The sequence below is a fragment of the Martinezella rhizogenes genome (genome assembly GCF_007002745.1).
GTDB classification, from domain to species: domain Bacteria; phylum Pseudomonadota; class Alphaproteobacteria; order Rhizobiales; family Rhizobiaceae; genus Agrobacterium; species Agrobacterium cucumeris.
The window spans coordinates 61,325-83,058 of the sequence record NZ_SGNY01000005.1; the positions used below are offsets into that span (position 1 = coordinate 61,325).

Below are 21,734 nucleotides of genomic sequence, written 5' to 3' on the forward strand. Positions count from 1 at the left end.
TGGGTTACCTCGAGGTTCTGCCTGTTGGGTCGAGGCTGTCGCGCAGCCAGTCGCCGAGAAGGTTGAGGCCAAGCACTGTCAGCAAGATGGCAAGGCCGGGGAAAACGCTGACCCACCATGCGGTCTGCAGATAGGTGCGGCCATCCGCCAGCATGCCGCCCCAGCTCGGTATGGTCGGATCAACGCCGAGGCCGAGGAAGGTGAGGCTGCTTTCCAGCAGGATGTTGTTGGCGACATTCAACGTCATCAGCACGATGACCGGCCCGATGAGGTTCGGCAGCAGGTGCTGGAGAATGATGCGCCAGTCCTTCACGCCGATGGCGCGGGCGGAAAGGATGAATTCCCGCTCCCGAAGCGTCAGCACCGAGCCGCGCACGAGGCGGGCATATTGCACCCATTGCGATATGATCAGCAGGATGATGGTGTTGGTGAGGCTGCCGCCGACAATGGCGATGAAGGTGATGGCCAAGAGAATGAAGGGCATGGCGAGCTGGATATCGGCAAAGCGCATGACCAGCATGTCCCAGAAGCCGCGATAATAACCGGCGACCAGACCGACCGCGACGCCGAAGATGACCGCGCCGATAACAGAGGTGAAACCGACCAGCAGGGAGATCTTGCCGCCGGCGACGACACGGGCGAGCACGTCACGACCCAGCGGATCGGTGCCGAGTGGATGGGCGGCATTGGCGAAGGGCTTGGCAAGGCGGGCCATCAGGTCGATCTTGTCCGCACCGCCCGGAAACAGCACGTCGGAAAAGACGACGGCAAGGCAGATGACTGTCGTGAGGAACGCGCCGAGGACGAATTCGAGATTGGTGAAGCGCGCGAGACGCGAGGTTTTGGCAGCCATCGTCACTTACTCCGTGCGGATGCGCGGATCGACAAGCCCGTAGGCGATATCGACCAGAAGGTTGATGCCGACGATCATCAGCGACAGCACGGTGATGACGGCCTGAAGCACGGGATAATCACGCGCGCCGACCGCGTCGAAAGCCAGCGTGCCGAGGCCCGGCCAGTTGAAGACACGCTCGATAACGACGATGCCGCCGAGCAACCCGCCAAATTGCAGGCCGAAATAGGTGATGAGCGGAATGGCGCAGTTGCGCAGCGCGTGTTTGTAGAGAACCTTGCTTTCGCTGAGGCCCTTGGCGCGCGCCACCATGACATATTGCGAGCGCAGCGTATCGAGCATGGCGGTGCGCACGAGGCGCACATTGGTTGCCGTCAGGATCACACCCATCGTCACTGATGGCATGATGTAGCTGGCAAAACCGCCCATGCCGCTGGGCGGCAGCCAGCCGAGCGTGATGGAGAACAGCAGCACCAGCATCGTCGCCAGCCAGAAATTCGGGAAGGACAGGCCGATGAGCGAGAAGATGCGGATCACCTGATCGGCCGTCTTGCCGCGCGATGTCGCCGCCTTTATGCCGAGCGGGATGGAGAGCGCGATCGACACCGCCATGGAAATGAAGGCGAGCAGCAGCGTGGCGGGCAGGGCATCGGCGATGAGGCGCGAGACCGGCGTGCTGCCGGTGAAGCTGCGGCCGAAATCGAGTGTCACGAGGCCCTTGAGGAAACTGAAATATTGCACGAAGAACGGCCGGTCGGTGCCCAGCGCCGCGCGAATGCGCGCCAGATCGTCTTCCGTCATGCTGCCGCCGCCCTGGAACATGGTGACAGCCGGATCGCCGGTGAGGCGAATGGCGAAGGAAACGAGAAGGGTGATGGCGATGACGACAAAAATCGCCTGCAGCAATCGCTTGATGAGGAAACCGGCCACGTTTTTTACCTTGAAGAGAGACCCGGCCTTGCCCGCATTGCGGCGGGCAAGGTGTGTTGATCAGAAAACCAGCCTGATTATTCGACGGTGACGTCGGTCAGCTTAAGGCGGTTATCCGGCGGTGCAACGAAACCCTTGACCCGCTTGTTGATGCCGTAAATGGCGTTGGTGTTGTACAGCGGGATTTCCAGCGCGCGTTCGGCGGTATAGCTGCCGATTTCCTTGAGGATCTTTTCGCGCTCGGCACGGTCGGTCAGCGGACGCTGGGATTCAAGCAGCTTGTCCAGCTTTTCGTCCTTGTCGTAAGGGTTCCACTTTTCACCCGAGTGATACATGGAATAGGCCGTGTTGTCGTAATCGAAGGTCCAGCCGCCCCATTTCTGCTGGAACATCGCGCCGGTCTTGCCCTGCGGGATGATGTCGTTCAGCAGAACGTTGGTTTCGTAAGGCTTGATGGTGGCGGTGATGCCGACCATGGAGAGGTAGCTGGAAATAACCTGCGCCACCTCGTTCATCGTCGCGTCATTGCCGCGGATATCGATCTGCAGCGCCGCGCCTGCCTTGACACCGGCTTCCGCGAGCAGCTTTTTCGCGCCTTCCGGATCGTAAGGCAGCGGCTTCAGTTCCGGGTCGTAACCGAAGGACAGCGCGCTCTGGAAGCTTGCGATTTCCGATGCCTGACCGGCGAGGATAGACTTGACGATGGTGCCGCGATCGACGGCCATGATGATCGCCTTGCGCACCTTCGGATCGGCGGTAATGCCGTCACGGGTGTTGAAACGCAGCGCATCGACGGTCGGGCCGGGAACGCTGACGATCTCAAGCTTGGAATCGCCTTCGATGACCGGGATCATGCCGATCGGGATGGTGGGCGGAATGACGAGATCGACGCGGCCGGCCTGCAATTCGGCGACGGCGGTCGCCGGCTCGGCGATGAAGCGATATTCAAGCTCGGAAAGTTTTGGCGCGCCGCCCCAGTAATCGGGGTTGGCTTCCAGCTTGATATTGGTCTTCGGCGCGTAGGAAACGAATTTGAATGCACCGGTGCCGACTGGGTTGAGGTTGAAATTGTCCTCGCCCTTTTCCTTGATGTAGGCAGGCGGAACGATCATGCCGCCATAACCGGCAAGCTTGGTGAGCAGGACGGGATCCGGCGCCTTCAGCTTCATGTCGACGGTGTAATCGTCGATGACATCGACGCTTTCGATGGCAACATAGTTGGAGCGCTGCGGGCCCTTGGCACCCTGTTCGCCGAGAAGGCGCTCGAAGGTGAACTTGACGGCGGCGGCGTTGAAGGGTTCGCCATTGTGGAACTTGACGTTCTGGCGCAGCTTGAAGCGGATGCGCTTGCCCTCATCCAGCTCTTCCCAGGATTCGGCAAGGCCGGGCACAACCTTCAGGTCCGGGCCGCGATAGGTGAGGCCATCGAAGATGTTGGTGGCGACGGCAGCCCACTGTACGAGGAAGGTGTCGATCGGATCCCAGCTGCCCGGGTCCTGCGGGCTGGAAATGGTCATCTTGCCGGCGGCAAGAGCCGGTGCGGCGGTGAAGGCCGTGGCGGCCATGGCAAGCGCGACGAACGTTGTCGTCATCCCCTTCTTTATCATTGTCATCTACCTGTTCCTCTTCAGATGGTTGCGGTTCTGGTTGTTATTCAGGCGCTCTTCGCGATGAAGTGGCCCGGATTGATTTCCTCATGGGCGAGAATGGCCGGCTCATCGCCGACACGGCGCACGGGATTGGGTATTTCGCCCTCGATCATGGCGATGCGGCGCTCGATGGTCGGATCGGCAACCGGCACGGCCGACAGCAGGCGGCGGGTATAATCATGCGTCGGCGTTTCGAACACCTGTCGGCGGCTGCCCATTTCCATGATCTGGCCAAGATAAAGCACGGCAACGCGGTGGCTCATCTTTTCCACGACAGCCATGTCATGGCTGATGAAGAGATAAGCGAGGCCACGCTCGGCCTGCAAATCCATGAACAGATTGATGATCTGCGCCTGAATGGAGACATCGAGCGCCGAGAGCGCCTCATCGGCGATGATGAGCTTCGGATCGGAAGCCAACGCGCGGGCAATGCAGACGCGCTGGCGCTGACCGCCGGAAAACTCGTGCGGATAACGCGCGGCATGTTCGGAGCTGAGGCCCACACGCTCCAGCAATTCATCCACCCGCCGACGTACCGCCTTTTGATCATTGATCAAACTGTGGGTGTTGATCGGCTCGGCAATCGAAAAACCGACCGTCTTGCGCGGATCGAGCGAGGCGAAGGGATCCTGGAAGATATATTGCACTTCCTGGCGCATGCGGAAGCGCTCCCCAGCCGACATCTGCGAGTAGCTGCGGCCATTAAAGGCAATTTCACCTGACACGGCTGTCTGGAGCTGCTGGATGGTGCGGCCGATGGTGGATTTGCCCGACCCGGATTCGCCCACCAGCGCCAGCGTTTCGCCGGCGTGAATATCGAAGCTGACCTTCTGTACGGCGCTGCAACGGTGCGTCGCTTTGCCGAACAGGTTCTTGCGAATATCGAAACGCACGAACAGGTCCTTGACCGACAGAAGCGGCTTGGCGTCATATTTTGCGGTGTTTTGCACGCGCTCCTCGCCGATCACGACCGGCTGGCCATCCTGCAGCACGGTAAGCGGCAGGCGCTTCGGAAACTCTTCGCCGGTCATGCTTCCGAGGCGCGGTACGGCGGAAAGCAGGGCGCGCGTGTAAGGGTGCTGCGGGTTGGCGAAGATGTCTTTTACAGGACCTTCCTCGACCTTCTTGCCTTTCCACATGACAACGACGTCATCGGCCATTTCCGCCACCACGCCCATATCATGGGTGATGAAGACCATGCCCATGCCGAGCTTCTTCTGCAGATCGCGCATGATGTTGAGGATCTGCGCCTGAATGGTAACGTCAAGCGCCGTCGTCGGCTCGTCGGCGATCAAAAGCTTCGGCCGGCAGGCGAGCGCCATGGCGATCATCACCCGCTGGCGCATGCCGCCGGAAAGCTGGTGCGGGTAGCGTTTCAGAAGCTCGGCTGCATCGGGCAGTCGCACCATTTCAAGAAGTTCGCGGGCCTGCGCCATGGCAGCCGTCTTGCCCAGCTTTTCATGTAGCATCAGCACTTCGCAGATCTGGTCACCGATGGTGAAGACCGGATTGAGCGAGGTCATCGGCTCCTGGAAGATCATGGCGATCTCCTTGCCGCGGATCGATCGCATCTCTTTCTGCGAGGCCTTCAGCAGGTCCCGACCTTCAAACAGGATTTTGCCGGTGGGGTAGGTCGCGCCCATCATATCTGCAAGGCGCATGGTGGACAGCGAGGTGACCGATTTTCCCGATCCGGACTCGCCGACGATCGCCACGGTCCTGCCGGCTTCCACGGAAAAGGAGATGTCGTCCACGACGCGGCTGTCGCCGAACTCGACGCTCAGGCCTTCGACCGAGAGGAGGGCGTTGCGGTTTGCGGCAGTCATGTCAGCGTCTCCGGCTTGGCGTGCGCGGCAATTCTGGCGCGGCCATCTGAATTATGGAAGGGCAAAAGGGCGTCGGACAGGCGCGAGCATCAAGCGTGGCGCGAAAGAAGGCGAATGTCGCGGAAAAGCGCATGGTGGCTCACGCCGCCTCAAGGGCGCAATGCGCATCGGATGAGGCCGGCAGGCGCGGATATTGCGATCTTGCCCCGGTTCTGAAAGCCACCGCGTCGGTGCCGGCAAAATGCCCGGCATCGGCCCCGGAATCGATGTTGCGCATGAAACTGTATTCCCCACCCTTGTTTTACAAAAAAGCTAACAAAAGCCGACAATCATGTCCAGAGTGTTGAACAATTTTTGTGTAATGCTCTACAAATGCGCAGGTGCATTTATTTTGGGCGCGGGTGTCCCTGAAGGTGCGGGACGTCTACCACAGCTTGTTTTCGGGGAAGACTGTCGCCGGTCGGCGAGTGTCGGAGATCGGTGACAACTCCGATATGTTTGACCTCATCCTCGGGCTTGACCTGACGATCCATAACCCGTTGAAGTCGATGGCTGCTCGGGTCAAGCCCGAGGATGATGGAGGAAGCATAAGCGGGCAAATTTTATCGCGATGCCGCAGTGGTAGACGATTGTATCGTTGCTCGTGTCACAGGCGGATAAACAGTAATGCACAAGGATACCAACATGACGAATAGAACGGGCGCTGTCAGATTATCCGGTTTCCTGCGTTGCGCATCGGTGGAGGATATCCGGGTTGTGGAAATCCATCTTCCCGAACACCTTCGTCTGACCAGAGCGGAACCTGGCTGTATTTCCTTTGACGTCACTCAGACCGACAATCCTCTGGTCTGGCGGGTAGAGGAACTGTTTGCCGATCGCGCCGCTTTTGATTTCCATCAGCAGCGGACGCGGGCATCGGCGTGGTTCACCGCCACCTCCGCCATTCCACGGGATTATGAGATAGCGACACTGGCTTGAATGCGGGTTGGCCGCAGCGACATTCCTGTCGGCTGCGGCCTGATCGTATCGTGACGATGCCTATTCCCTCGGCATGCCGACCGGCGGGGCAAGGCGCCGTTGCGCGGCAATGCGGAAGGGTGCGTTCATGGCGCCATAGCCGGCATAGGCACCACGCCGCTCGATGATCTCGAAGAAGAAACCTTCACCGAAGGTGCGGCTGTAGATCTGGAAATATTCGCCGTTGTCGTCGCGGTCATAAAGAATGCTTGCTTCTCGCAGGGCATCGGAAAATTCCGGCTCCAGACCAAAGCGGGCTTCCAGATCGTCGTAATAATTGCGCGAGATCGGCAGGGCGTGGAAACCGCGCACCTGCATGGCCTTGGCTGTCGCGAAAATATCATCGGTGGCAAATGCGATGTGCTGGATGCTGGTGCCGAAACCCTCGGCCAGAAATTTGCCGGCGAAGGTCTTGCGGTTATCCGCACCGTTCATGGTCAGGCGGAAATGCGGTGCCGGCACGCTTTCGATCGCCTGACTGCGCACCAGCCCGCCGGGATCGACCACATCGACCATCGGTGTGCGGCGGGTGGAAAACAGCGAGGTGTAAAATAGAAGCCAGGTCAGCATTTCATCATAATGCGTTGTTTGCGCAAGGTGATCGATGCGCTTCAGGCCGGCATTGTCGGCTGCTTTCTGTCCCTGCGTCGGCACAAATTCATTGTCCCAGATGGAAGCGAGCGCCGGCGAAGCATCGAGAAAATAGATGACGCCGTTGCCCACGCCCTGAATGGCGGGAACAGCGACTTCACCCGTCTTGCGCGGTTCCGTGAAGGTCGGCGCGCCGAGCGCTTCGGCCCGGGCAAGGGCCGCCTGCGCATCATCCACCTTCAGGCCAAAGGCATAGGCATTGGTGCCGTGGATGGAATAGGACGCGCCAGCGAAACTGTCGCCTTCATCGCTGGTATTGATGACAATGCGGATATCGCCCTGCGTATAAAGATCGACATCGCGATTGCGGTGCCTGCCGGTTCTTTCGAAGCCTAGCGTGGCGAGCAATGCCTCCAGATGGGCCTTTTCCTCCGGTGCCGTGGTGAATTCGACGAATTCCACCCCTTGCGTTTGCGCCCGTTCCGGCATGGCCGGCACGTCGATGCGAATATCAGGCTCTAGACGGCGCACCTGATCCATGAGGTTGATGAGCGAACGATGACCGTCTTCGGCGAGCAGGCGGGCTGAGCCACCGCGAAACTGATCGTTGAAGATTTCCAGCGACAGCGGGCCGCTATAGCCGGTGGCGGCGACGGCGCGCATGAAATCCACGACAGGCAGATCGCCTTCGCCGGGCATGTTGCGGAAATGACGGCTCCAATAGAGCAGGTCCATGTCGATCAGCGGCGCATCGGCCAGCTGCACGAAGAAAATCTTGTCGCCGGGAATGGAGCGGATCGAATTGGGGTCGATCTTGCGCGACAAAGTGTGGAAACTGTCGAGAATGATGCCGACATTGGCGTGGTCGGCACGGCGAACCACCTCCCATGCATCGCGGTGGTCACTGATATGGCGGCCCCAGGCCAGCGCCTCATAACCGACACGCACGCCATGTTTGGCCGCAAGCTCGCCCAGTTGATGGAAATCGGCGGCGGCGCGGTCGATGCCGCCGAGCGACACGGGTGACACGTTGGAGCAGATCAGCATCAGATCGGTGCCGAGTTCGCCCATGATGTCAAATTTCCGCTGCGCGCGTTCAAAGGCGCGGGCGCGGTGCGGCTCCGGCATGCCCTCGAAATCGCGGAATGGCTGGAAAAGCGTGATATCCAGCCCATGATCGGCGGCCAGCGCCTTCACCTCGCGCGGGGAGGCGTCATAGGTCAGGAAATCGTTTTCGAAAATCTCCACGCCGCTGAAGCCCGCCTTGGCGATGGCCGCCAGTTTTTCGGGGAATTCGCCGCTGATCGATACGGTTGCAATGGATGTGCGCATTGGCATGCCGTGTCTGCCTGTGTCATAGCTCGCCATATTGCCTTCCTTTTCAGCCTTATGTACTGATTGGTTAATAATCAGGGCGTGACCGCAGGCCGCTGCCCCACCGATGGAATGGATGATGACCAAAAGCGTAATTTCGAACGGAACCCGAGACAGCCGGCAGGCGAAGCGCGATCCGGAAGGGGTTCGCCGCGACATTCTTTCGGTGGCAATGGAAGAGTTTTCGCAGAACGGTCTCTCCGGCGCCCGCATTGATGAAATTGCGGCCCGCACGCGCACGTCCAAGCGCATGATCTATTATTACTTCAGCGACAAGGAGAGCCTTTATCAGCGTGTGCTGGAAGAGGCCTATGCCAAGGTGCGCGGCGGTGAGAGCGATCTGGAGCTGGACGACCTGGAGCCGGCAGCGGCGCTCGACAAGCTCTGTCGGTTCACCTTTGATCACCACCGGCGCAATCCGGCCTTCATCCGCATGGTGATGATCGAGAACATCCATCACGGCCGCCACATGCAGTCCTCCGAAACGATCCGCCAGTTGAACCGCCCGGCCATCGATGCGCTGGAAAGCGTGCTGCTGCGCGGCCAGAAAGGCGGCATCTTCCGCGATGGCATCGATGCGCTGGAACTGCACTGGCAGATCAGCGCGCTGTCTTTCTTCAACGTTTCGAACGCCGAGACCTTTTCGTTCATCTTCGGCGATAGCCTGTTTACCGAAAAGGGTCAGGAGACATTGTCGCGGCATGTCAGCGACATGGTGCTGCGTTATGTGCTGACGCCCGGCCATATCACGACGATCGGGAAAAACGGTTGATGAGATGGCGTAATGCCACCTCGTAACCTTCGATGCCGAGACCGGCGACTACGCCTTCGGCGCGGGTCGAGACGTAGGAATGGTGGCGGAAAACCTCGCGTTTGTGGATGTTGGAAATATGAACCTCGATGACAGGTGCTTCGAAGGCATTCAGCGCATCGAGGATCGCCACTGACGTGTGGGTGAAGGCCCCAGGATTGATGACGATGCCTGATGACTTGCCCCGCGCTTCGTGAATCCAGTCAATCAGCTCATATTCGCGGTTGCTCTGGGCAAAGAACAGCTCATGGCCGGCAGCATCGGCCACCTTGCGGCAGTTGGCCTCCACATCGGCCATGGTCTCATGGCCGTAAATTTCCGGCTGGCGCTGGCCGAGCAGGTTGAGATTCGGTCCGTTCAAAACAGTAAAAAGGCTCATGCTACGCCTTCCGCCATGCAAAGCTCGGTGAAATGCGCCGTCATGCGCTCAGCATCCGGCTCGCGGCCGCAAAAGAGACGGAACGCGCCGACGGCCTGAAACACGGTCATGCCGCCGCCGGGCAGGGTGCGACAGCCTTTTTTCGCTGCCGTCGCCAGAAGTTCGGTGACGAGCGGCATATAGACGATATCGGCCACCCAGTGCCGCTGTTCGATGAGATCTGCCGCAACCGGCATGCCGGGATGCGCGGGCATGCCCATCGGCGTCGCATGGATGAGACCATCGGCGAAGGGCAGTGAGGAAGCCGGGTCTTTGACGGCAAAGGCGCGGCCCTCGCCGAAACGGGCGTTCAGCTCGTCGGCCAACCTTTCCGCCCGAGGGAAATCGCGGTCGAAAATATCGAGACGGGTGATGTCGAGCTTCAGTGCGGCATGGGCCACCGCCACACCCGCCCCGCCAGCGCCAACCAGCAGCGCCCGGCCACGTTTCGCATCCGGCAGGCCGCGCACGAAACTTTCATAAAAGCCGTACCAGTCGGTATTGTGGCCGATGCGGCGGCCATCCTTGAAGACAACGGTGTTGACCGCGCCAAGCATGCGGGCATCGTCAGAGAGTTCATCCAGATGCGGAATAACCGCCTGTTTGAACGGATGGGTGATGTTGGTACCGGCAAAACCGCGCGTTTCCAGCTCATCGAGCAGATCGGGAAGGGCGCTTGCCGGCAATTGGCGGGCGGTGACATCCACCAGCTCATAGGAGTAATCGAGGCCGTGGGCAGCCCCTTCGCGCATGTGCAGCGCGGGCGACTTGGAAAGCTGGATATCGGCGCCTATCAGGCCGACCTTGAAGGATTTTGTTTCTGTCATGATCGGGTCGTTCGTCGTTTCGGGGCAGGCTCCGCCTGCCTTCAGGTTGCTGGCGAGGTATTGAGACCTCTCCTTCGTCACCTCCCCGGGCTTGACCTGAGGATCCATAGCCCGTGGAAATCAGTGGTTCCTCGGGTCAAGCCCGAGGATGACGTTGCGTATGCCGGGAGGTCGCCACAAGTCTGAGGGCAGATGGACGAACCTCAGTGGTGGGCGAGAATTTCGCCGAGGAATGTGCGGGTGCGCTGGTGCTTGGGGTCGCGGAAGAACTCGTCCGGCGGGCCTTCCTCGATGATCTCGCCTTCCGACATGAAGATCACGCGGTCTGCCACCTGCCGGGCGAAACCCATTTCATGGGTGACGCAGATCATTGTCATGCCATCACGGGCAAGGCCGATCATGGTGTCGAGCACCTCTTTCACCATTTCCGGGTCGAGCGCCGAGGTCGGCTCGTCGAACAACATGGCTTTCGGCTCCATGCACAACGCCCGGGCAATCGCTGCGCGCTGCTGCTGGCCGCCGGAAAGCTGGGCCGGGTATTTATCGGCCTGATTGAGAATGCGCACGCGCTCCAGATATTTGCGCGCCGTCGCTTCCGCATCGGCTTTCGACAGGCCCTTCACCCGCATGGGGGCCAGCGTGCAGTTTTCCATGATGGTCTTGTGCGGGAAGAGATTGAAGCTCTGGAACACCATGCCCACCTCGCGGCGAACGGCATCGATGGCGCGGCTGGAATCCGAAAGCGTGGTTCCCTCGACCGTGATCTTGCCCTCCTGGATTTCCTCCAGATGGTTGATGCAGCGGATGAGGGTGGATTTTCCCGAACCGGACGGACCGCAAAGGACGATTTTTTCGCCCTTGCGAACCGTCATGTCGATATTCTTAAGCGCATGGAAGGCTCCATACCACTTTCCAACCCCTTGAAGGGCGATAAGCGGAACCTCGGCAGTGGCGGATTGCGGCATGGAAACCTCCTGCTTACTTCACGGTGAACGGGATGTCGGGCAGGCTGTCCGGGAAGGCCGGAACTTCGCGCTTCATCCACTTGTCGTAGATCTTGGCCAGCTGGCCATCGGACTTGATCTTGTCGAGGAAGGCGTTGACTGTTTCGTTCCAGTCCTTTTCACCCGGGCGGGTGCCGGCGCCGTTATAAAGCGTCGTCAGATCGAACTTCGGCTCGTATTTGCCTTCGGCCGCCTTGTTCAGCCGGTCACCATAAAACTGGTTGCCGCCGACAACCTCGACCTGGCCGGAGATCAGCGCCTGAATATTGGCGGCGTCATCGTCGAAACGCAGGATATTGGCCTTCGAGCCAGCGCCTGCCGTGATCGAAGTGTCCATCGCGCTCGACTTCGGCACACCGACGGAAACGCCGGTCAGGTCGTCATAACCGGCGATCTTCTTGTCTTTCGGGCCATAGACGGACAGCACGTTGCCGGCATAGGGCTTGGAATATTGAATGGTCTTGGCGCGTTCGGCGGTCATGCCCATGGTCGCGAACAACAGGTCGACCTTACCGGTCAGAAGTGCCGGAATACGGTTGGCCACGGCGAGCGGCACGAATTCGACCTTGACGCCGAGATAATCGGCAAAGGCCTTGCCGATATCGGCATCGAGGCCGTCCTGCACGCCGCTGGAATTGACGAAGCCCCATGGCGAATTGTCGCCCTGAATGCCGATGACGACCTTGCCCTTGGCTTTTGCCTCTTCCACCGTGCCGGCGAAAGCATCGACCGGTGCGACAAAGGGCAGGGCAACCGTTGCCGCGGCAAGCGCGAGCAGGGCGCGACGAGAGAATTTCATGCTGGTGGTTTTCATCTTTTGCTCCTCCTTACAAAGCTGATGAGATGGTTCTGGTTGTTAACGGGAATTGGCCTGCATCCGTCTCTCCACACCCGCACCCCATAGGGAAAGCGGCCAGCAGATCAGGAAATAGATGATGCCGACGATGGCAAACACGGTGAGCGGGCGGAACGTCTGGTTGGAGACAATCTGGCCGGCGCGCGACAGCTCGACGAAACCGACGATGGCGGCAAGCGAGGTGCCCTTGATGAGCTGCACGAGGAAACCGATGGTGGCCGGCAGCGAAATCTTGAAGGCCTGCGGCAGAACCACGTCCTTCATGCGGGAGATATAATGCAGGCCAAGCGCATTGGCGGCCTCCGTCTGGCCTTTTGGCACCGCCTGAATGCCGCCACGCCAGATTTCGCCGAGGAAGGCGCTGGCATGCAGGGTGAAGGCGATGGCGACAGCAATCCAGGCATCGACATTGAGGCCGGCAAGCGCCACGCCGTAATAAACCACGAAAAGCTGCATCAGGAGCGGCGTGCCCTGGAAGACGGCGATATAACCGGTGCTGGCGCGCTGGATCGCCGGGCTTTCGGCAACACGGGCAAGCGCCACGCAAAGGCCGAATATGCCACCGCCGATAAAGCCGATCACCGTCAGCGCCAGCGTCCATTTCAGGCCTTGCATCAGGAAGAAGAGTTCGTTGGGACCGATGGATTCCATTGTCTTTTCCTCACTTGACCGGATAGCTGAAGGATGCGCGGGAGATGAGCGAGAAGATGCCCATCATCAGCGAGGAAATGACCAGATAGAGCAGCGTGATCGAGAAATAGACCTCGAACGACCGGAAGGTGTCCGCCTCGATCTTCTGGGCTACGGATGTCAGTTCGTAAGCGGCGATCGAGGTGCAGACCGAGGTGGTCAGCGTCAGCATGATGAACTGGCTGGTGAGCGAGGGATAGACCGCGCGCAGCGCCGGCTTCAGAATGATGTGGCGGAATATCTGTGACCGGTGCAGGCCGAGCGCCAGCCCCGCCTCCACCTGTCCCTTGGGAATGGAATCCACGCCGCCGCGAATGATTTCAATGGCATAGGCACCGCCGTTGAGAGCCAGCGCAATGATGGCGGTAACGGTGGGGTTAAGCTTGATGCCAACCTGCGGCAGAGCGAAGAAAATGAAGAATATCTGCACCAGAAACGGCGTGTTGCGGATGGCTTCGACGAAGCCAATGACCAGACCGCGCAGCAGTTTGAACCGCGAACGACGGGCGACCACGCCGAGAACCCCGATGACGGTGGCAAGCGACATGCCGGCAATGGCAAGGCCGATCGTCGCCAGACAGGCCAAAAGCAGCTCGGGCAGGCGGTCCGCGACCACCGAAAAATCGAGACTGTAAGACATTCTTCCTCCCAACCCCTTCGGGCCCGGACAGGCTTTTCGCCTTGTCCTTATCGCTTTGGGAACCTTACGGCGCCAAAGCCCTCCATTCGTCTGGCCATGTCGAGAAGGGTCTTTTCCTCACCTGCGGCATAGCTTCAACAAGATTGTTTGTACCAGTTAGTTCATTTTTGTGTCAAGCGCTTCACCCGGTTAAAAAGCAGCGGAAAGCCGTTTTTTCTACATTCGATATTTTTAAGAAAATCGTGTGTTATCAATGTCTAATGCGCAAAGGCGCAAGCGTTTTCAACGCACGAAAACCCTGCCGCCGATGAGGTGGCGGGAGGGGCAGGAGAAGCTGATTTTAATCAAAAACCCGTGGGTCTTGCAGCTAGCTTTCTTCCGCGCCCAGTCTGTCTATCTGTCCTGCGAGGCGTTCGGCGATCAGCAGGGACGCCCCCGTTGCCGTCACCATTTGCGGCAGTGTCATCCATTCCAGCATCCAGCCCGCGCCTGACCTTTCCTGTTCATGGACAAGCGACTGGTGCAACGCGGAAATCTGCACGGCATTGAAGCGTGCCAGCGTCACCAGCGTTTCGGCATTGACCGGGTTCTGCTTGTGCGGCATGGCCGAGGAGCCGCCGCCGCCGGAGAAGCGGATTTCCGCACCGAGTTCAGCCATCAGCGCGATATCCTGGCCGAACTTGCCGAGCGCGCCGGTGATGAGGGACAGCAGATTGGCGAATTCGGCAATGCCGTCGCGCTGGCTCTGCCATTGCGGCCTGTCGGCAAGGCCAAGGCGTTTTGCAAGATCGGCGCGGACCGCGCCGGCATTGTCGCCAAGTTTTTCCAGCGTGCCGGCTGCGCCGCCGAACTGAAGGGCAAAGCCGTTCCGGGAAAAGGTTTCAAGCCGCAGCAGGTGGCGCTCCAGCGGCGCTATCCAGCTTGCCGCCCGGTCGGCGACGGTGATGCCGATGGCGGCCTGCATGCGGGTATAACCCGTCAGAGGGTTATGGCCGTCGCGCGAGGAGATGTCGCCAAGCGTATCGATGAGGTGGCCGAGGCGGGTCGTGATGATTTCCACCGCCATCTTCAGCCGCAGCATCAGGCTGGTATCGATGACATCCTGACTGGTCGCGCCGAAATGCACCTTGTCCGCCGCCTTGCCGGCGACTGCCGACCGCATCTGCCGCACCAGTTCCGGCACCACCACGCCATCCTTTGCGACGCCATGGCGAAGCGCCGTCATATCGGCCGCAAAGCTCGAAAGTCCCGAAACGATGGCTTCCGCCACCTCGTCCGTAATGATTCCGGCCTCCGCTTCCGCCTCAGCCAGCGCCATTTCGAAGCGGATCATTGCGTCGATATCCGCCTTTGCCGAAAACAGTTCGACGATCTCGCTGTCACCAAAAAGGCCTGACAGAAACGGATGTTCGAAGGGGGAAAGGCTCATTTCGCTCGTCCGTCTGGCTCAGATATCGAAAAACACGGTTTCGCCTTCGCCCTGAAGGCGGATATCGAAACGATAGATATTTCCCTCTTCCTTTTTGGCGACAAGCGTGGCGATGCGGCTTTTCTGTTCGACGCGGGCCAGAACCGGGTCGGCCGCATTGGCCTCCTGTTCTTCGGGGAAATACATGCGGGTCTGCAGGCCGATATTGATGCCGCGCGCCACGATCCAGAAGGTGATGTGCGGCGCCATCGGCCGACCGTCGCGGAACGGCACCGTGCCCGGCTTGATGGTTTCGAAGATAAACTCGCCGGTATCCATGTCGCCCGGCGAACGGCCCCAGCCGATGAAATTCGGATCGGCCTTGCCGCGTGTTTCGCTCGGGCTGTTGTAATAACCGTCCGTATCCGCCTGCCAGATTTCGATCAGGGCGTCCTTCAGCGGCATTCCTGCGCCGTCATAGACCGTGCCGCGCACGCTGATGCGCTCACCGCGCGCCTTGTCGTTATAAAGCAGACCGGAACCCAGGTCTTTTTCGAACACGCCTTCGATGCCGACGAAATTGGGCGTGCAGCCGATATGTACATAGGGTCCCGCCGTCTGCGAGGCGGTTTCCTTGAAATAATTGAGCGGCTGAACCATGGTCAGTTGCCCTCCATGCGGTTTTCGAAAAGGGTCGAGCGGCGACCGCGCAGCACTATGTCGAACTTATAGGCCAGCATGTCCATCGGCAGCGTCGCATTCATGTCCAGCGGCGCGATCAGCCGCCTGATGGCATCCTCATCCGGAATGGTCTTGACGATGGGACATTTCCAGATCAGCGGATCGCCCTCGAAATACATCTGGGTGATCAGCCGCTGGGCAAAGCCATGACCGAAGACCGAGAAATGGATATGGGCCGGCCGCCAGTCATTGACCCCGTTCGGCCAGGGGTAAGCACCCGGCTGGATGGTCTTGAACCAGTAATACCCGTTCTCATCGGTGATCGTGCGGCCAACGCCGCCGAAATTCGGATCGATGGCGGCGAGATAGCTTTCCTTCTTGTGGCGATAGCGTCCGCCGGCATTGGCCTGCCAGAATTCCACCAGCGCGCCATCCACACCGCGGCCGCGTTCGTCCAGCACCCGGCCGTGCACCAGAATGCGCGGGCCAACCGGCATTTCGCCGGGGCGGGCATAGTTGAGGATGAGGTCGTTATCCAGCGGGTTCAGCATGCCATGGCCGAAGACGGGGCCGGTGATCTCACTTTTCGTGCCTTCCAGCGAAATCAGCGCGCGTTGCGGCGAGCGCAGGATCGAGGTCTTGTAGCCGGGCGCATAGGCGAGCGGATGAATGTCGCGGTTGCGCGCAAAGAACGGCCCGGTTTCGGGTGGCTGGTTGCTCATTTCGTCTCCTCCCCATCGCCAGAATTATCAGTGTCAGAATTATCAGGGGAACTATCGGCCTTCATGCTGGCCAGGGCAAGCTTGGCGATCTTGAAAGCATGGTTGGCGGCGGGCACGCCGGCATAGATCGCCACATGCAGCAGCGCCTCGCGGATATCGGCTTCGGTGGCGCCGGTATTGGCGGTGGCGCGCACATGCATGGCCAGCTCTTCGTCCTGCCCCAGCGCGGCAAGCAGGGCAATAGTCACCATCGAGCGCTCGCGCTTCGTCCAGTGATTGCCGGACCACACCGTGCCCCAGGCGGCTTCGGTGATGAGCTGCTGGAAGGGCTGGTCGAAGCCGGACGTCATGGTCTGCGCCCGGTCGACATGGGCGTCGCCCAGTACCGAGCGGCGGGTCTTCATGCCCTGTTCGAAACGTTCATTCTTGTCGATATGGTCCGCCATCGGTCAATGCTCCGGCAAGGTATTGAGAAAAATGCACGCCGCCTGCGCATAGGTGAGCGGCTGTTCAAGGCAGGGAATATGGCCGCAGCCGGCAATGGTGACAAAGCGGCTTGCGGGAATGATGCCGGCCAGCGACTGCACCAGTTCCGGCGGTGTCGAGCCGTCCTGATCACCCGCGACGCAGAGTGTGGGCACGGCGATGCGGCCCGCTTCATCGGTAAAATCGGCATCGCGAATGGCGGCGCAGGTGCCGCTGTAACCGGCTTCCGGCTGCTGCGAAAGCATGTTGCGCGCACCGGCATAGGCAGCATTGTCAGGCTGGCGAAACGCTGGCGTGAACCAGCGCTCCATGACGGGATCGACCAGCGATACGAGGCCATCAGCGGCGATCTTGTCGATGCGGGCGTTCCACATCTCGGCCGTGCCGATCCTGTGGGCGGTGTTGCTGAGCACGAGTGCGCGCACCAGATCGGGACGGCGGGCATAAAGCCCCTGTGCAATCAGTCCACCGACCGACAGGCCCCAGATGATGGCGCTTTTGACGCCGAGATGATCAAGAAGTTCGATCAGGTCACCGGCATGATCGTCTATCGAATAGGGCGCGCGTCCGACATCGGAAAGCCCGTGGCCGCGCTTGTCGTGCAGCACATAGGCATAATCATCGCCAAGCGCTTCGGTGACCGCATCCCAGATGCGGAAATCGGTGCCAAGCGAATTGATGAAGGCGATGACCGGCTTGCCGCTGTCCAATCCCTTGACGCGATAATGGATCACGGTCTCGCCGCAGCGCAGAAAATGCATGATGTGCTCCTCCTGCCGGGGATATTGCAAGCCGGTTCCGGTTAAGTAAAATGACATTATCGATGAAAATCATAACCTATGGATTATACGAGCGATGGTCGACCAGCGTATCAAGTTCCGCCACCTGCAGACTTTCGTGGAGGTGGCGCGGCAGAAAAGCGTCATCCGCGCCGCCGAAATCCTGCATGTCAGCCAGCCGGCGGTGACGAAGACCATCCGTGAACTGGAAGAGATTCTTGGCGTGTCATTGTTCGACCGGGAGGGGCGCGGCATCCGCATCAGCCGATATGGCGAGGTGTTTCTGCGCCACGCCGGTGCGACGATGACGGCGCTGCGACAGGCGGTCGATTCGGTCTCGCAGGAGGCGGCGCGGGCCGGTCCGCCGGTGCGGGTCGGCGCTCTGCCCACGGTTTCGGTGCGGATCATGCCGCAGGCAATGGCCGGTTTTCTGGCGGAAAAGACCGGCAGCCCCGTGAAGATCGTGACGGGCGAAAACGCCGTGCTTCTGGAGCAGCTGCGTGTCGGCGATCTCGATCTTGTCGTTGGGCGTCTCGCCGCGCCGCAGAAAATGGCGGGCTTTTCCTTCGAACATCTCTATTCGGAGAAAGTACGTTTCGTGGTGCGCGCCGGCCACCCGCTGCTGTCACCCGGCCTTTCGGTGTTCGATCACCTGCATGAATATCCGGTACTGATGCCGACACGGCAATCGGTGATTGGCCCTGTCGTCGAGCAGTTCCTGATCGCCAACGGCGTGCCGGCCCTGCCGATCCGCATCGAAACCGTGTCCGACGCCTTCGGCCGCGCCTTCCTGCGCACCAGCGATGCGATCTGGATCATCTCTGAAGGTGTGGTGGCGGCGGATGTGACGGACGGCATTCTGGCGATCCTGCCGGTCGAAACCGGCGATACCAGCGGGCCGGTGGGGCTGACGGTCCGGGCCGATACGCAGCCCTCGCTGCCGTTGTCGCTGTTGATGCAGGCTATTCGCGAGGCGGCGGGTGAGTTGCTGGATGGGAGGGCGGAGGCGGGTTCTTGAGATGAGGATCGGGGTGCGTCGGAGCATTTCTCCTCCCGTCATTCCGGCCTTGAGCCGGAATCCAGCCACGGCGCGTCTGCGCCGCGAGAAGAGTCTTTTGCGATCAAAGACTTGATCGCGCTGGACCCCGGATCGGGTCCGCGGTGACGGACGTGAAACTGGTGCGGATGAACAGGCAGCTGGTGCCCCTAATATGGAAGCCCGACGTAATTCTCCGCAAGCGCTGTCGAGGCGGCCCGCGATTGCACGAGGTAATCCAGTTCCGCTTCCTGAATGCGCTGGCCGAAATCTCCCGTATCGGGAAAACGATGCATCATCGTCGTCATCCACCACGAGAAGCGGACGGCCTTCCAGACGCGGGAAAGCGCCTTCTGCGAATAGGCATCGATGCCGGCTTCAGATTTTTCGCGATAAAATTCGATCAGCGCCTCGCTCAGATAATGCACGTCGCTGGCGGCGAGGTTCAGGCCCTTGGCGCCGGTCGGCGGCACGATATGGGCGGCGTCGCCGGCCAGAAACAGCCGTCCGAACCGCATGGGTTCACTAACGAAGGACCGGAGCGGCGCGATGGATTTTTCGAAGGACGGGCCGGTCACCATTTCATCCGCATGGTTTTCCGGCAGGCGGCGGCGGATTTCATCCCAGAAGCGTTCGTCGCTCCAGTCCTCCGGCCGGTCCTCCAGCGAACATTGGATGTAATACCGGCTGCGCGTGTTTGAGCGCATGGAACAGAGGGCAAAACCGCGCGGGTGGTTGGCATAGATGAGTTCGTGGTTGACCGGCGGCACATCGGCGAGAATGCCGAGCCAGCCGAAGGGGTAGACCTTCTCGAATTCCTTGATCGCGCCTTGCGGCACGGATTTGCGGCTCACTCCGTGGAAACCGTCGCAGCCGGCGATGAAATCGCAATCGATCCGGTGGGTTACGCCGTCTTTCTGATAGGTGACATAGGGGCTTGCGCCATCGAAATCATGCGGCTCGACATTTCCGGCGTCGTAGATGGTGACGAGGTTTGCCGCTTCGCGCACATCCATCAGATCATGCGTCACTTCGGTCTGGCCATAGACCATGACGCGTTTGCCGCCCGTCAGATCGAACAGATCCATGCGGTGGTCTCGGCCGTCAAAGGTCAGCGAAAAACCGTCATGCGGCAGGCCCTCGCGGCGCAGGCGCTCATCCGCGCCGACCTTTTCCATCAGCTGCACGGTGCCTTCTTCCAGCACGCCGGCGCGAACACGGCCGAGGATGTAATCCTTGCTCACCCGATCGAGAATGACGGTCTCGACGCCGGCTCCCGCCAGAAGCTGGCCAAGCAGCAGCCCCGATGGGCCGGAGCCGATGATGACGACCTGTGTACGCATTGTTTCCTCCCGAACTTGTCTCCGGTCAAGAAATTGACCAAGGCGGGTCACAAGCTCAATGGACTTTCCGGTCTGTAAATTGCACAATCCGACCATCAGGCGCAGGAGTGGGGTGAGATGCGGGCGACTGCCAACGAAGGCCTTTATGGCGAAGAGGCCTTGCAAGGCACCGATTTTCGCTTCCATTGCGAGACGCTTTTTTCACGAAGCAGCCTGCACCGCTTTGAAATCGGCCTGCACCGTCATGCCGCCTTTCTGCAAATCTTGTACATTTTTGGCGGTGAAGGTGATGCGTTGCTGGATGGCCGCATCGAGCCTATCCGCCCGCCGGTCGCCATCATCGTGCCGCCGGGCTTCGAACATGGCTTCCGCTTCTCACGCGATATTGGCGGGGTGATTGTCACCATGCTGCCGGGGTCGCTGCCGGCATCGGTGCAGGCGTTGTTGTTGCGAAATTTCCAGCAGCCGGTGCTTTTGCCCTTGCGGGATTTTGCCGAGAAAGACTATCTGCGCAGCGGTTTTGAACGGATTTCCGCGGAATATGAGGCGCGCGAGATCGGTCGCAATGCGATGATCGAAGGCCAGCTCGCCACCGTGGTTGCGTTTCTTTCACGGGCGGCGCGACCGCTTCTGGAAAAAAGCGGCGAGGGCCTTGCCGAGCAGCGTTTCGAACGGTTGCTGTCGCTGATTGCCCGCCATATCCGCGAGCCGCAGAAAGCAGAGTTCTATGCCAAGAAGCTCGGTCTGTCCGAGACGCATCTTAACCGTCTGGTGCGCTCGGTTTCCGGCCTCAGTCTGCAGCGGCTGATCGCTCGGCGGCAGATCGAGATCGCACAGCAGGAACTGATCTTCACGGTTTCCAGCGTGCAGATGATCGCCGAAGGGCTTGGTTTTGCCGATCCCGCTTATTTCAACCGCTTCTTCAGGCGGGAGACCGGCATGACGCCGCGCGCCTGGCGGCTGGAGGAGCAGCGCAAAATGGGTGATATGGGCGCGCGGCTGACACCGCCTCAGTCTCAGACCAGCATTCGCGCCAGTTCCCGCTGAACGGAAAGAAGCGCCGGCAGATAACGCTCCACCAGATCCTCCATTGACGCAACCGAGGCGGCGAGCCCGACATTGAGCGCGGCAACCGTCTGGCCGCGTACGCTTTTCAGCGGCACGGCGATGGAGCGAAGACCAATCTCCACTTCCTGATCGATCAGCGCATAACCGCGATGGCCGGTCACCTCTATTTCGGTGAGCAGGGCCTGAATATCGATGATCGTCTTTTCCGTGCGGGCAACCAGCCGGGAAGCTCCGAGAATGTCGCGTTGTCGCTCGGGTGTTTGTGCGGAAAGCAGAACGCGACCCATTGACGTGCAATAGGCGGGCAGGCGCGAGCCCGGCATCAGCGCAATCGACATGACCCGCTGTTGCGCGGCGCGGGCGACATAAACGATTTCGGTCTCGTCCAGAATGGAAACCGAGGTGCTCTGGCCGATCTCCTCTGAGAGACGGTCGATGAGCGGCTGGACGATCTTCGGCAGCGGCATGGTGGCCAGACAGCCGGTGCCAAGCCGCAGCACTTTCGGCGTGACGGTGAAGAACTTGCCGTCATAGGCGGCATAACCAAGCTCCGAAAGGGTCAGCAGACAGCGGCGCGTGGTTGCCCGGTCCAGCCCGGCGATCTCGGCGGCGTCGGAGATGGACAGGCGCGGGCTCTCGGCGCTGAAAGCCTCGATGACCCGCAATCCCTTGGCGAGACCACCCATCATGTCTCTTTCGCTGACGGCCATGCCCAAGCTCCATTT

The 21,734-nt window shown here is 60.2% G+C and carries 23 protein-coding genes; 4 read left to right on the forward strand and 19 right to left on the reverse strand.

The features are described from left to right. Positions 1 to 4 precede the first annotated feature (4 nt). From EXN68_RS16040 to EXN68_RS27445, 5 genes are all read right to left on the reverse strand, one after another. Positions 5 to 853, reverse strand: coding sequence for an ABC transporter permease (locus EXN68_RS16040; RefSeq protein WP_127758263.1), 849 nt, complete (start codon positions 851 to 853; stop codon positions 5 to 7). Between the two features lie 6 nt (positions 854 to 859). After that, the gene (locus EXN68_RS16045; RefSeq protein ID WP_006316568.1) at positions 860 to 1,783 is read right to left on the reverse strand and encodes an ABC transporter permease; all 924 of its coding nucleotides are present in this window, start codon (positions 1,781 to 1,783) and stop codon (positions 860 to 862) included. A 77-nt stretch (positions 1,784 to 1,860) separates the two neighbouring features. Further along, on the reverse strand, positions 1,861 to 3,396 hold the full coding sequence (locus EXN68_RS16050; protein WP_142841829.1) for an ABC transporter substrate-binding protein: 1,536 nt from the start codon (positions 3,394 to 3,396) through the stop codon (positions 1,861 to 1,863). Positions 3,397 to 3,437: 41 nt separating this feature from the next. Beyond that, a complete protein-coding gene (locus EXN68_RS16055; RefSeq protein ID WP_142841830.1) occupies positions 3,438 to 5,258 on the reverse strand; it encodes an ABC transporter ATP-binding protein in 1,821 nt (606 codons plus the stop codon). A gap of 139 nt (positions 5,259 to 5,397) precedes the next feature. Next, the gene (locus tag EXN68_RS27445) at positions 5,398 to 5,535 is read right to left on the reverse strand and encodes a hypothetical protein (RefSeq protein ID WP_161991363.1); all 138 of its coding nucleotides are present in this window, start codon (positions 5,533 to 5,535) and stop codon (positions 5,398 to 5,400) included. Between the two features lie 407 nt (positions 5,536 to 5,942). Here EXN68_RS27445 and EXN68_RS16060 point away from each other — a divergent pair, with 407 nt between their 5' ends. Then, entirely contained in the window at positions 5,943 to 6,236 is a 294-nt protein-coding gene (locus EXN68_RS16060; RefSeq protein ID WP_161991364.1) for a putative quinol monooxygenase, read from the forward strand. Positions 6,237 to 6,296: 60 nt separating this feature from the next. Here the strand turns inward: EXN68_RS16060 and EXN68_RS16065 are convergent, their stop codons facing one another. Next, complete coding sequence (locus tag EXN68_RS16065) at positions 6,297 to 8,198, reverse strand: bifunctional sugar phosphate isomerase/epimerase/4-hydroxyphenylpyruvate dioxygenase family protein (RefSeq protein WP_142842078.1); 1,902 nt, start codon at positions 8,196 to 8,198, stop codon at positions 6,297 to 6,299. A gap of 121 nt (positions 8,199 to 8,319) precedes the next feature. On the opposite strand from EXN68_RS16065, the gene EXN68_RS16070 reads away from it, so the two are divergent. Beyond that, complete coding sequence (locus tag EXN68_RS16070; RefSeq protein WP_142841832.1) at positions 8,320 to 9,012, forward strand: TetR/AcrR family transcriptional regulator; 693 nt, start codon at positions 8,320 to 8,322, stop codon at positions 9,010 to 9,012. Here the strand turns inward: EXN68_RS16070 and aroQ are convergent. The 11 genes from aroQ to pcaD form a co-directional block, all read right to left on the reverse strand. Beyond that, the gene (aroQ, locus tag EXN68_RS16075; protein WP_142841833.1) at positions 8,987 to 9,430 is read right to left on the reverse strand and encodes a type II 3-dehydroquinate dehydratase; all 444 of its coding nucleotides are present in this window, start codon (positions 9,428 to 9,430) and stop codon (positions 8,987 to 8,989) included. The two genes, EXN68_RS16070 and aroQ, sit on opposite strands and share 26 nt — an antisense overlap. Next, entirely contained in the window at positions 9,427 to 10,296 is an 870-nt protein-coding gene (locus EXN68_RS16080; RefSeq protein WP_142841834.1) for a shikimate dehydrogenase, read from the reverse strand. Before EXN68_RS16080 ends, aroQ begins: the two co-directional genes overlap by 4 nt. Positions 10,297 to 10,499: 203 nt before the next feature. Next, the gene (locus EXN68_RS16085; RefSeq protein ID WP_142841835.1) at positions 10,500 to 11,261 is read right to left on the reverse strand and encodes an amino acid ABC transporter ATP-binding protein; all 762 of its coding nucleotides are present in this window, start codon (positions 11,259 to 11,261) and stop codon (positions 10,500 to 10,502) included. A 13-nt stretch (positions 11,262 to 11,274) separates the two neighbouring features. Further along, entirely contained in the window at positions 11,275 to 12,114 is an 840-nt protein-coding gene (locus EXN68_RS16090) for a transporter substrate-binding domain-containing protein (RefSeq protein WP_142841836.1), read from the reverse strand. 42 nt (positions 12,115 to 12,156) lie between these two features. Continuing rightward, positions 12,157 to 12,807: an amino acid ABC transporter permease gene (locus EXN68_RS16095; RefSeq protein ID WP_142841837.1), complete on the reverse strand. Its 651-nt coding sequence runs from the start codon at positions 12,805 to 12,807 to the stop codon at positions 12,157 to 12,159. Between the two features lie 10 nt (positions 12,808 to 12,817). Continuing rightward, positions 12,818 to 13,486: an amino acid ABC transporter permease gene (locus EXN68_RS16100; RefSeq protein ID WP_142841838.1), complete on the reverse strand. Its 669-nt coding sequence runs from the start codon at positions 13,484 to 13,486 to the stop codon at positions 12,818 to 12,820. Between the two features lie 367 nt (positions 13,487 to 13,853). Continuing rightward, on the reverse strand, positions 13,854 to 14,915 hold the full coding sequence (locus tag EXN68_RS16105) for a 3-carboxy-cis,cis-muconate cycloisomerase (RefSeq protein ID WP_142841839.1): 1,062 nt from the start codon (positions 14,913 to 14,915) through the stop codon (positions 13,854 to 13,856). Between the two features lie 18 nt (positions 14,916 to 14,933). Continuing rightward, positions 14,934 to 15,554, reverse strand: a complete 621-nt coding sequence (gene pcaG / locus EXN68_RS16110; protein ID WP_142841840.1) for a protocatechuate 3,4-dioxygenase subunit alpha — start codon at positions 15,552 to 15,554, stop codon at positions 14,934 to 14,936. 2 nt (positions 15,555 to 15,556) lie between these two features. Beyond that, the gene (pcaH, locus tag EXN68_RS16115) at positions 15,557 to 16,297 is read right to left on the reverse strand and encodes a protocatechuate 3,4-dioxygenase subunit beta (RefSeq protein ID WP_003505508.1); all 741 of its coding nucleotides are present in this window, start codon (positions 16,295 to 16,297) and stop codon (positions 15,557 to 15,559) included. After that, positions 16,294 to 16,743 (reverse strand): 4-carboxymuconolactone decarboxylase, encoded by a 450-nt coding sequence (gene pcaC / locus EXN68_RS16120; RefSeq protein ID WP_142841841.1) that lies wholly within the window; start codon positions 16,741 to 16,743, stop codon positions 16,294 to 16,296. The genes pcaH and pcaC overlap by 4 nt, the downstream gene beginning before the upstream one ends. Positions 16,744 to 16,746: 3 nt before the next feature. Next, positions 16,747 to 17,544: a 3-oxoadipate enol-lactonase gene (gene pcaD, locus EXN68_RS16125; RefSeq protein WP_142841842.1), complete on the reverse strand. Its 798-nt coding sequence runs from the start codon at positions 17,542 to 17,544 to the stop codon at positions 16,747 to 16,749. Positions 17,545 to 17,638: 94 nt separating this feature from the next. Here pcaD and pcaQ point away from each other — a divergent pair, with 94 nt between their 5' ends. After that, positions 17,639 to 18,580, forward strand: coding sequence for a pca operon transcription factor PcaQ (gene pcaQ, locus EXN68_RS16130; protein WP_065116973.1), 942 nt, complete (start codon positions 17,639 to 17,641; stop codon positions 18,578 to 18,580). Between the two features lie 188 nt (positions 18,581 to 18,768). Here the strand turns inward: pcaQ and pobA are convergent, their stop codons facing one another. Next, positions 18,769 to 19,941, reverse strand: a complete 1,173-nt coding sequence (gene pobA, locus EXN68_RS16135; protein ID WP_142841843.1) for a 4-hydroxybenzoate 3-monooxygenase — start codon at positions 19,939 to 19,941, stop codon at positions 18,769 to 18,771. Positions 19,942 to 20,058: 117 nt separating this feature from the next. Here pobA and EXN68_RS16140 point away from each other — a divergent pair, with 117 nt between their 5' ends. Continuing rightward, on the forward strand, positions 20,059 to 20,988 hold the full coding sequence (locus EXN68_RS16140; RefSeq protein WP_142841844.1) for a helix-turn-helix domain-containing protein: 930 nt from the start codon (positions 20,059 to 20,061) through the stop codon (positions 20,986 to 20,988). Here EXN68_RS16140 and EXN68_RS16145 read toward each other — a convergent pair. After that, a complete protein-coding gene (locus EXN68_RS16145) occupies positions 20,958 to 21,719 on the reverse strand; it encodes an IclR family transcriptional regulator (protein WP_142841845.1) in 762 nt (253 codons plus the stop codon). The genes EXN68_RS16140 and EXN68_RS16145 overlap by 31 nt on opposite strands. Positions 21,720 to 21,734: the final 15 nt, after the last annotated feature.

Excerpts from the sequence above, each read along its gene's own strand:
- EXN68_RS16055 (WP_142841830.1), bottom strand. The coding sequence starts at position 5,258 with ATGACTGCCGCAAACCGCAACGCCCTCCTCTCGGTCGAAGGCCTGAGC.
- EXN68_RS16095 (WP_142841837.1), bottom strand. The coding sequence starts at position 12,807 with ATGGAATCCATCGGTCCCAACGAACTCTTCTTCCTGATGCAAGGCCTG.
- EXN68_RS16065 (WP_142842078.1), bottom strand. The coding sequence starts at position 8,198 with ATGCGCACATCCATTGCAACCGTATCGATCAGCGGCGAATTCCCCGAA.
- EXN68_RS16145 (WP_142841845.1), bottom strand. The coding sequence starts at position 21,719 with ATGGCCGTCAGCGAAAGAGACATGATGGGTGGTCTCGCCAAGGGATTG.
- pobA (WP_142841843.1), bottom strand. The coding sequence starts at position 19,941 with ATGCGTACACAGGTCGTCATCATCGGCTCCGGCCCATCGGGGCTGCTG.
- EXN68_RS16140 (WP_142841844.1), top strand. The coding sequence starts at position 20,059 with ATGCGGGCGACTGCCAACGAAGGCCTTTATGGCGAAGAGGCCTTGCAA.
- EXN68_RS16050 (WP_142841829.1), bottom strand. The coding sequence starts at position 3,396 with ATGACAATGATAAAGAAGGGGATGACGACAACGTTCGTCGCGCTTGCC.
- EXN68_RS27445 (WP_161991363.1), bottom strand. The coding sequence starts at position 5,535 with ATGCGCAACATCGATTCCGGGGCCGATGCCGGGCATTTTGCCGGCACC.
- aroQ (WP_142841833.1), bottom strand. The coding sequence starts at position 9,430 with ATGAGCCTTTTTACTGTTTTGAACGGACCGAATCTCAACCTGCTCGGC.
- EXN68_RS16085 (WP_142841835.1), bottom strand. The coding sequence starts at position 11,261 with ATGCCGCAATCCGCCACTGCCGAGGTTCCGCTTATCGCCCTTCAAGGG.
- EXN68_RS16080 (WP_142841834.1), bottom strand. The coding sequence starts at position 10,296 with ATGACAGAAACAAAATCCTTCAAGGTCGGCCTGATAGGCGCCGATATC.
- EXN68_RS16105 (WP_142841839.1), bottom strand. The coding sequence starts at position 14,915 with ATGAGCCTTTCCCCCTTCGAACATCCGTTTCTGTCAGGCCTTTTTGGT.
- pcaC (WP_142841841.1), bottom strand. The coding sequence starts at position 16,743 with ATGGCGGACCATATCGACAAGAATGAACGTTTCGAACAGGGCATGAAG.
- EXN68_RS16070 (WP_142841832.1), top strand. The coding sequence starts at position 8,320 with ATGACCAAAAGCGTAATTTCGAACGGAACCCGAGACAGCCGGCAGGCG.
- EXN68_RS16090 (WP_142841836.1), bottom strand. The coding sequence starts at position 12,114 with ATGAAAACCACCAGCATGAAATTCTCTCGTCGCGCCCTGCTCGCGCTT.
- pcaD (WP_142841842.1), bottom strand. The coding sequence starts at position 17,544 with ATGCATTTTCTGCGCTGCGGCGAGACCGTGATCCATTATCGCGTCAAG.
- EXN68_RS16060 (WP_161991364.1), top strand. The coding sequence starts at position 5,943 with ATGACGAATAGAACGGGCGCTGTCAGATTATCCGGTTTCCTGCGTTGC.
- EXN68_RS16040 (WP_127758263.1), bottom strand. The coding sequence starts at position 853 with ATGGCTGCCAAAACCTCGCGTCTCGCGCGCTTCACCAATCTCGAATTC.
- pcaQ (WP_065116973.1), top strand. The coding sequence starts at position 17,639 with ATGGTCGACCAGCGTATCAAGTTCCGCCACCTGCAGACTTTCGTGGAG.
- pcaH (WP_003505508.1), bottom strand. The coding sequence starts at position 16,297 with ATGAGCAACCAGCCACCCGAAACCGGGCCGTTCTTTGCGCGCAACCGC.
- EXN68_RS16100 (WP_142841838.1), bottom strand. The coding sequence starts at position 13,486 with ATGTCTTACAGTCTCGATTTTTCGGTGGTCGCGGACCGCCTGCCCGAG.
- pcaG (WP_142841840.1), bottom strand. The coding sequence starts at position 15,554 with ATGGTTCAGCCGCTCAATTATTTCAAGGAAACCGCCTCGCAGACGGCG.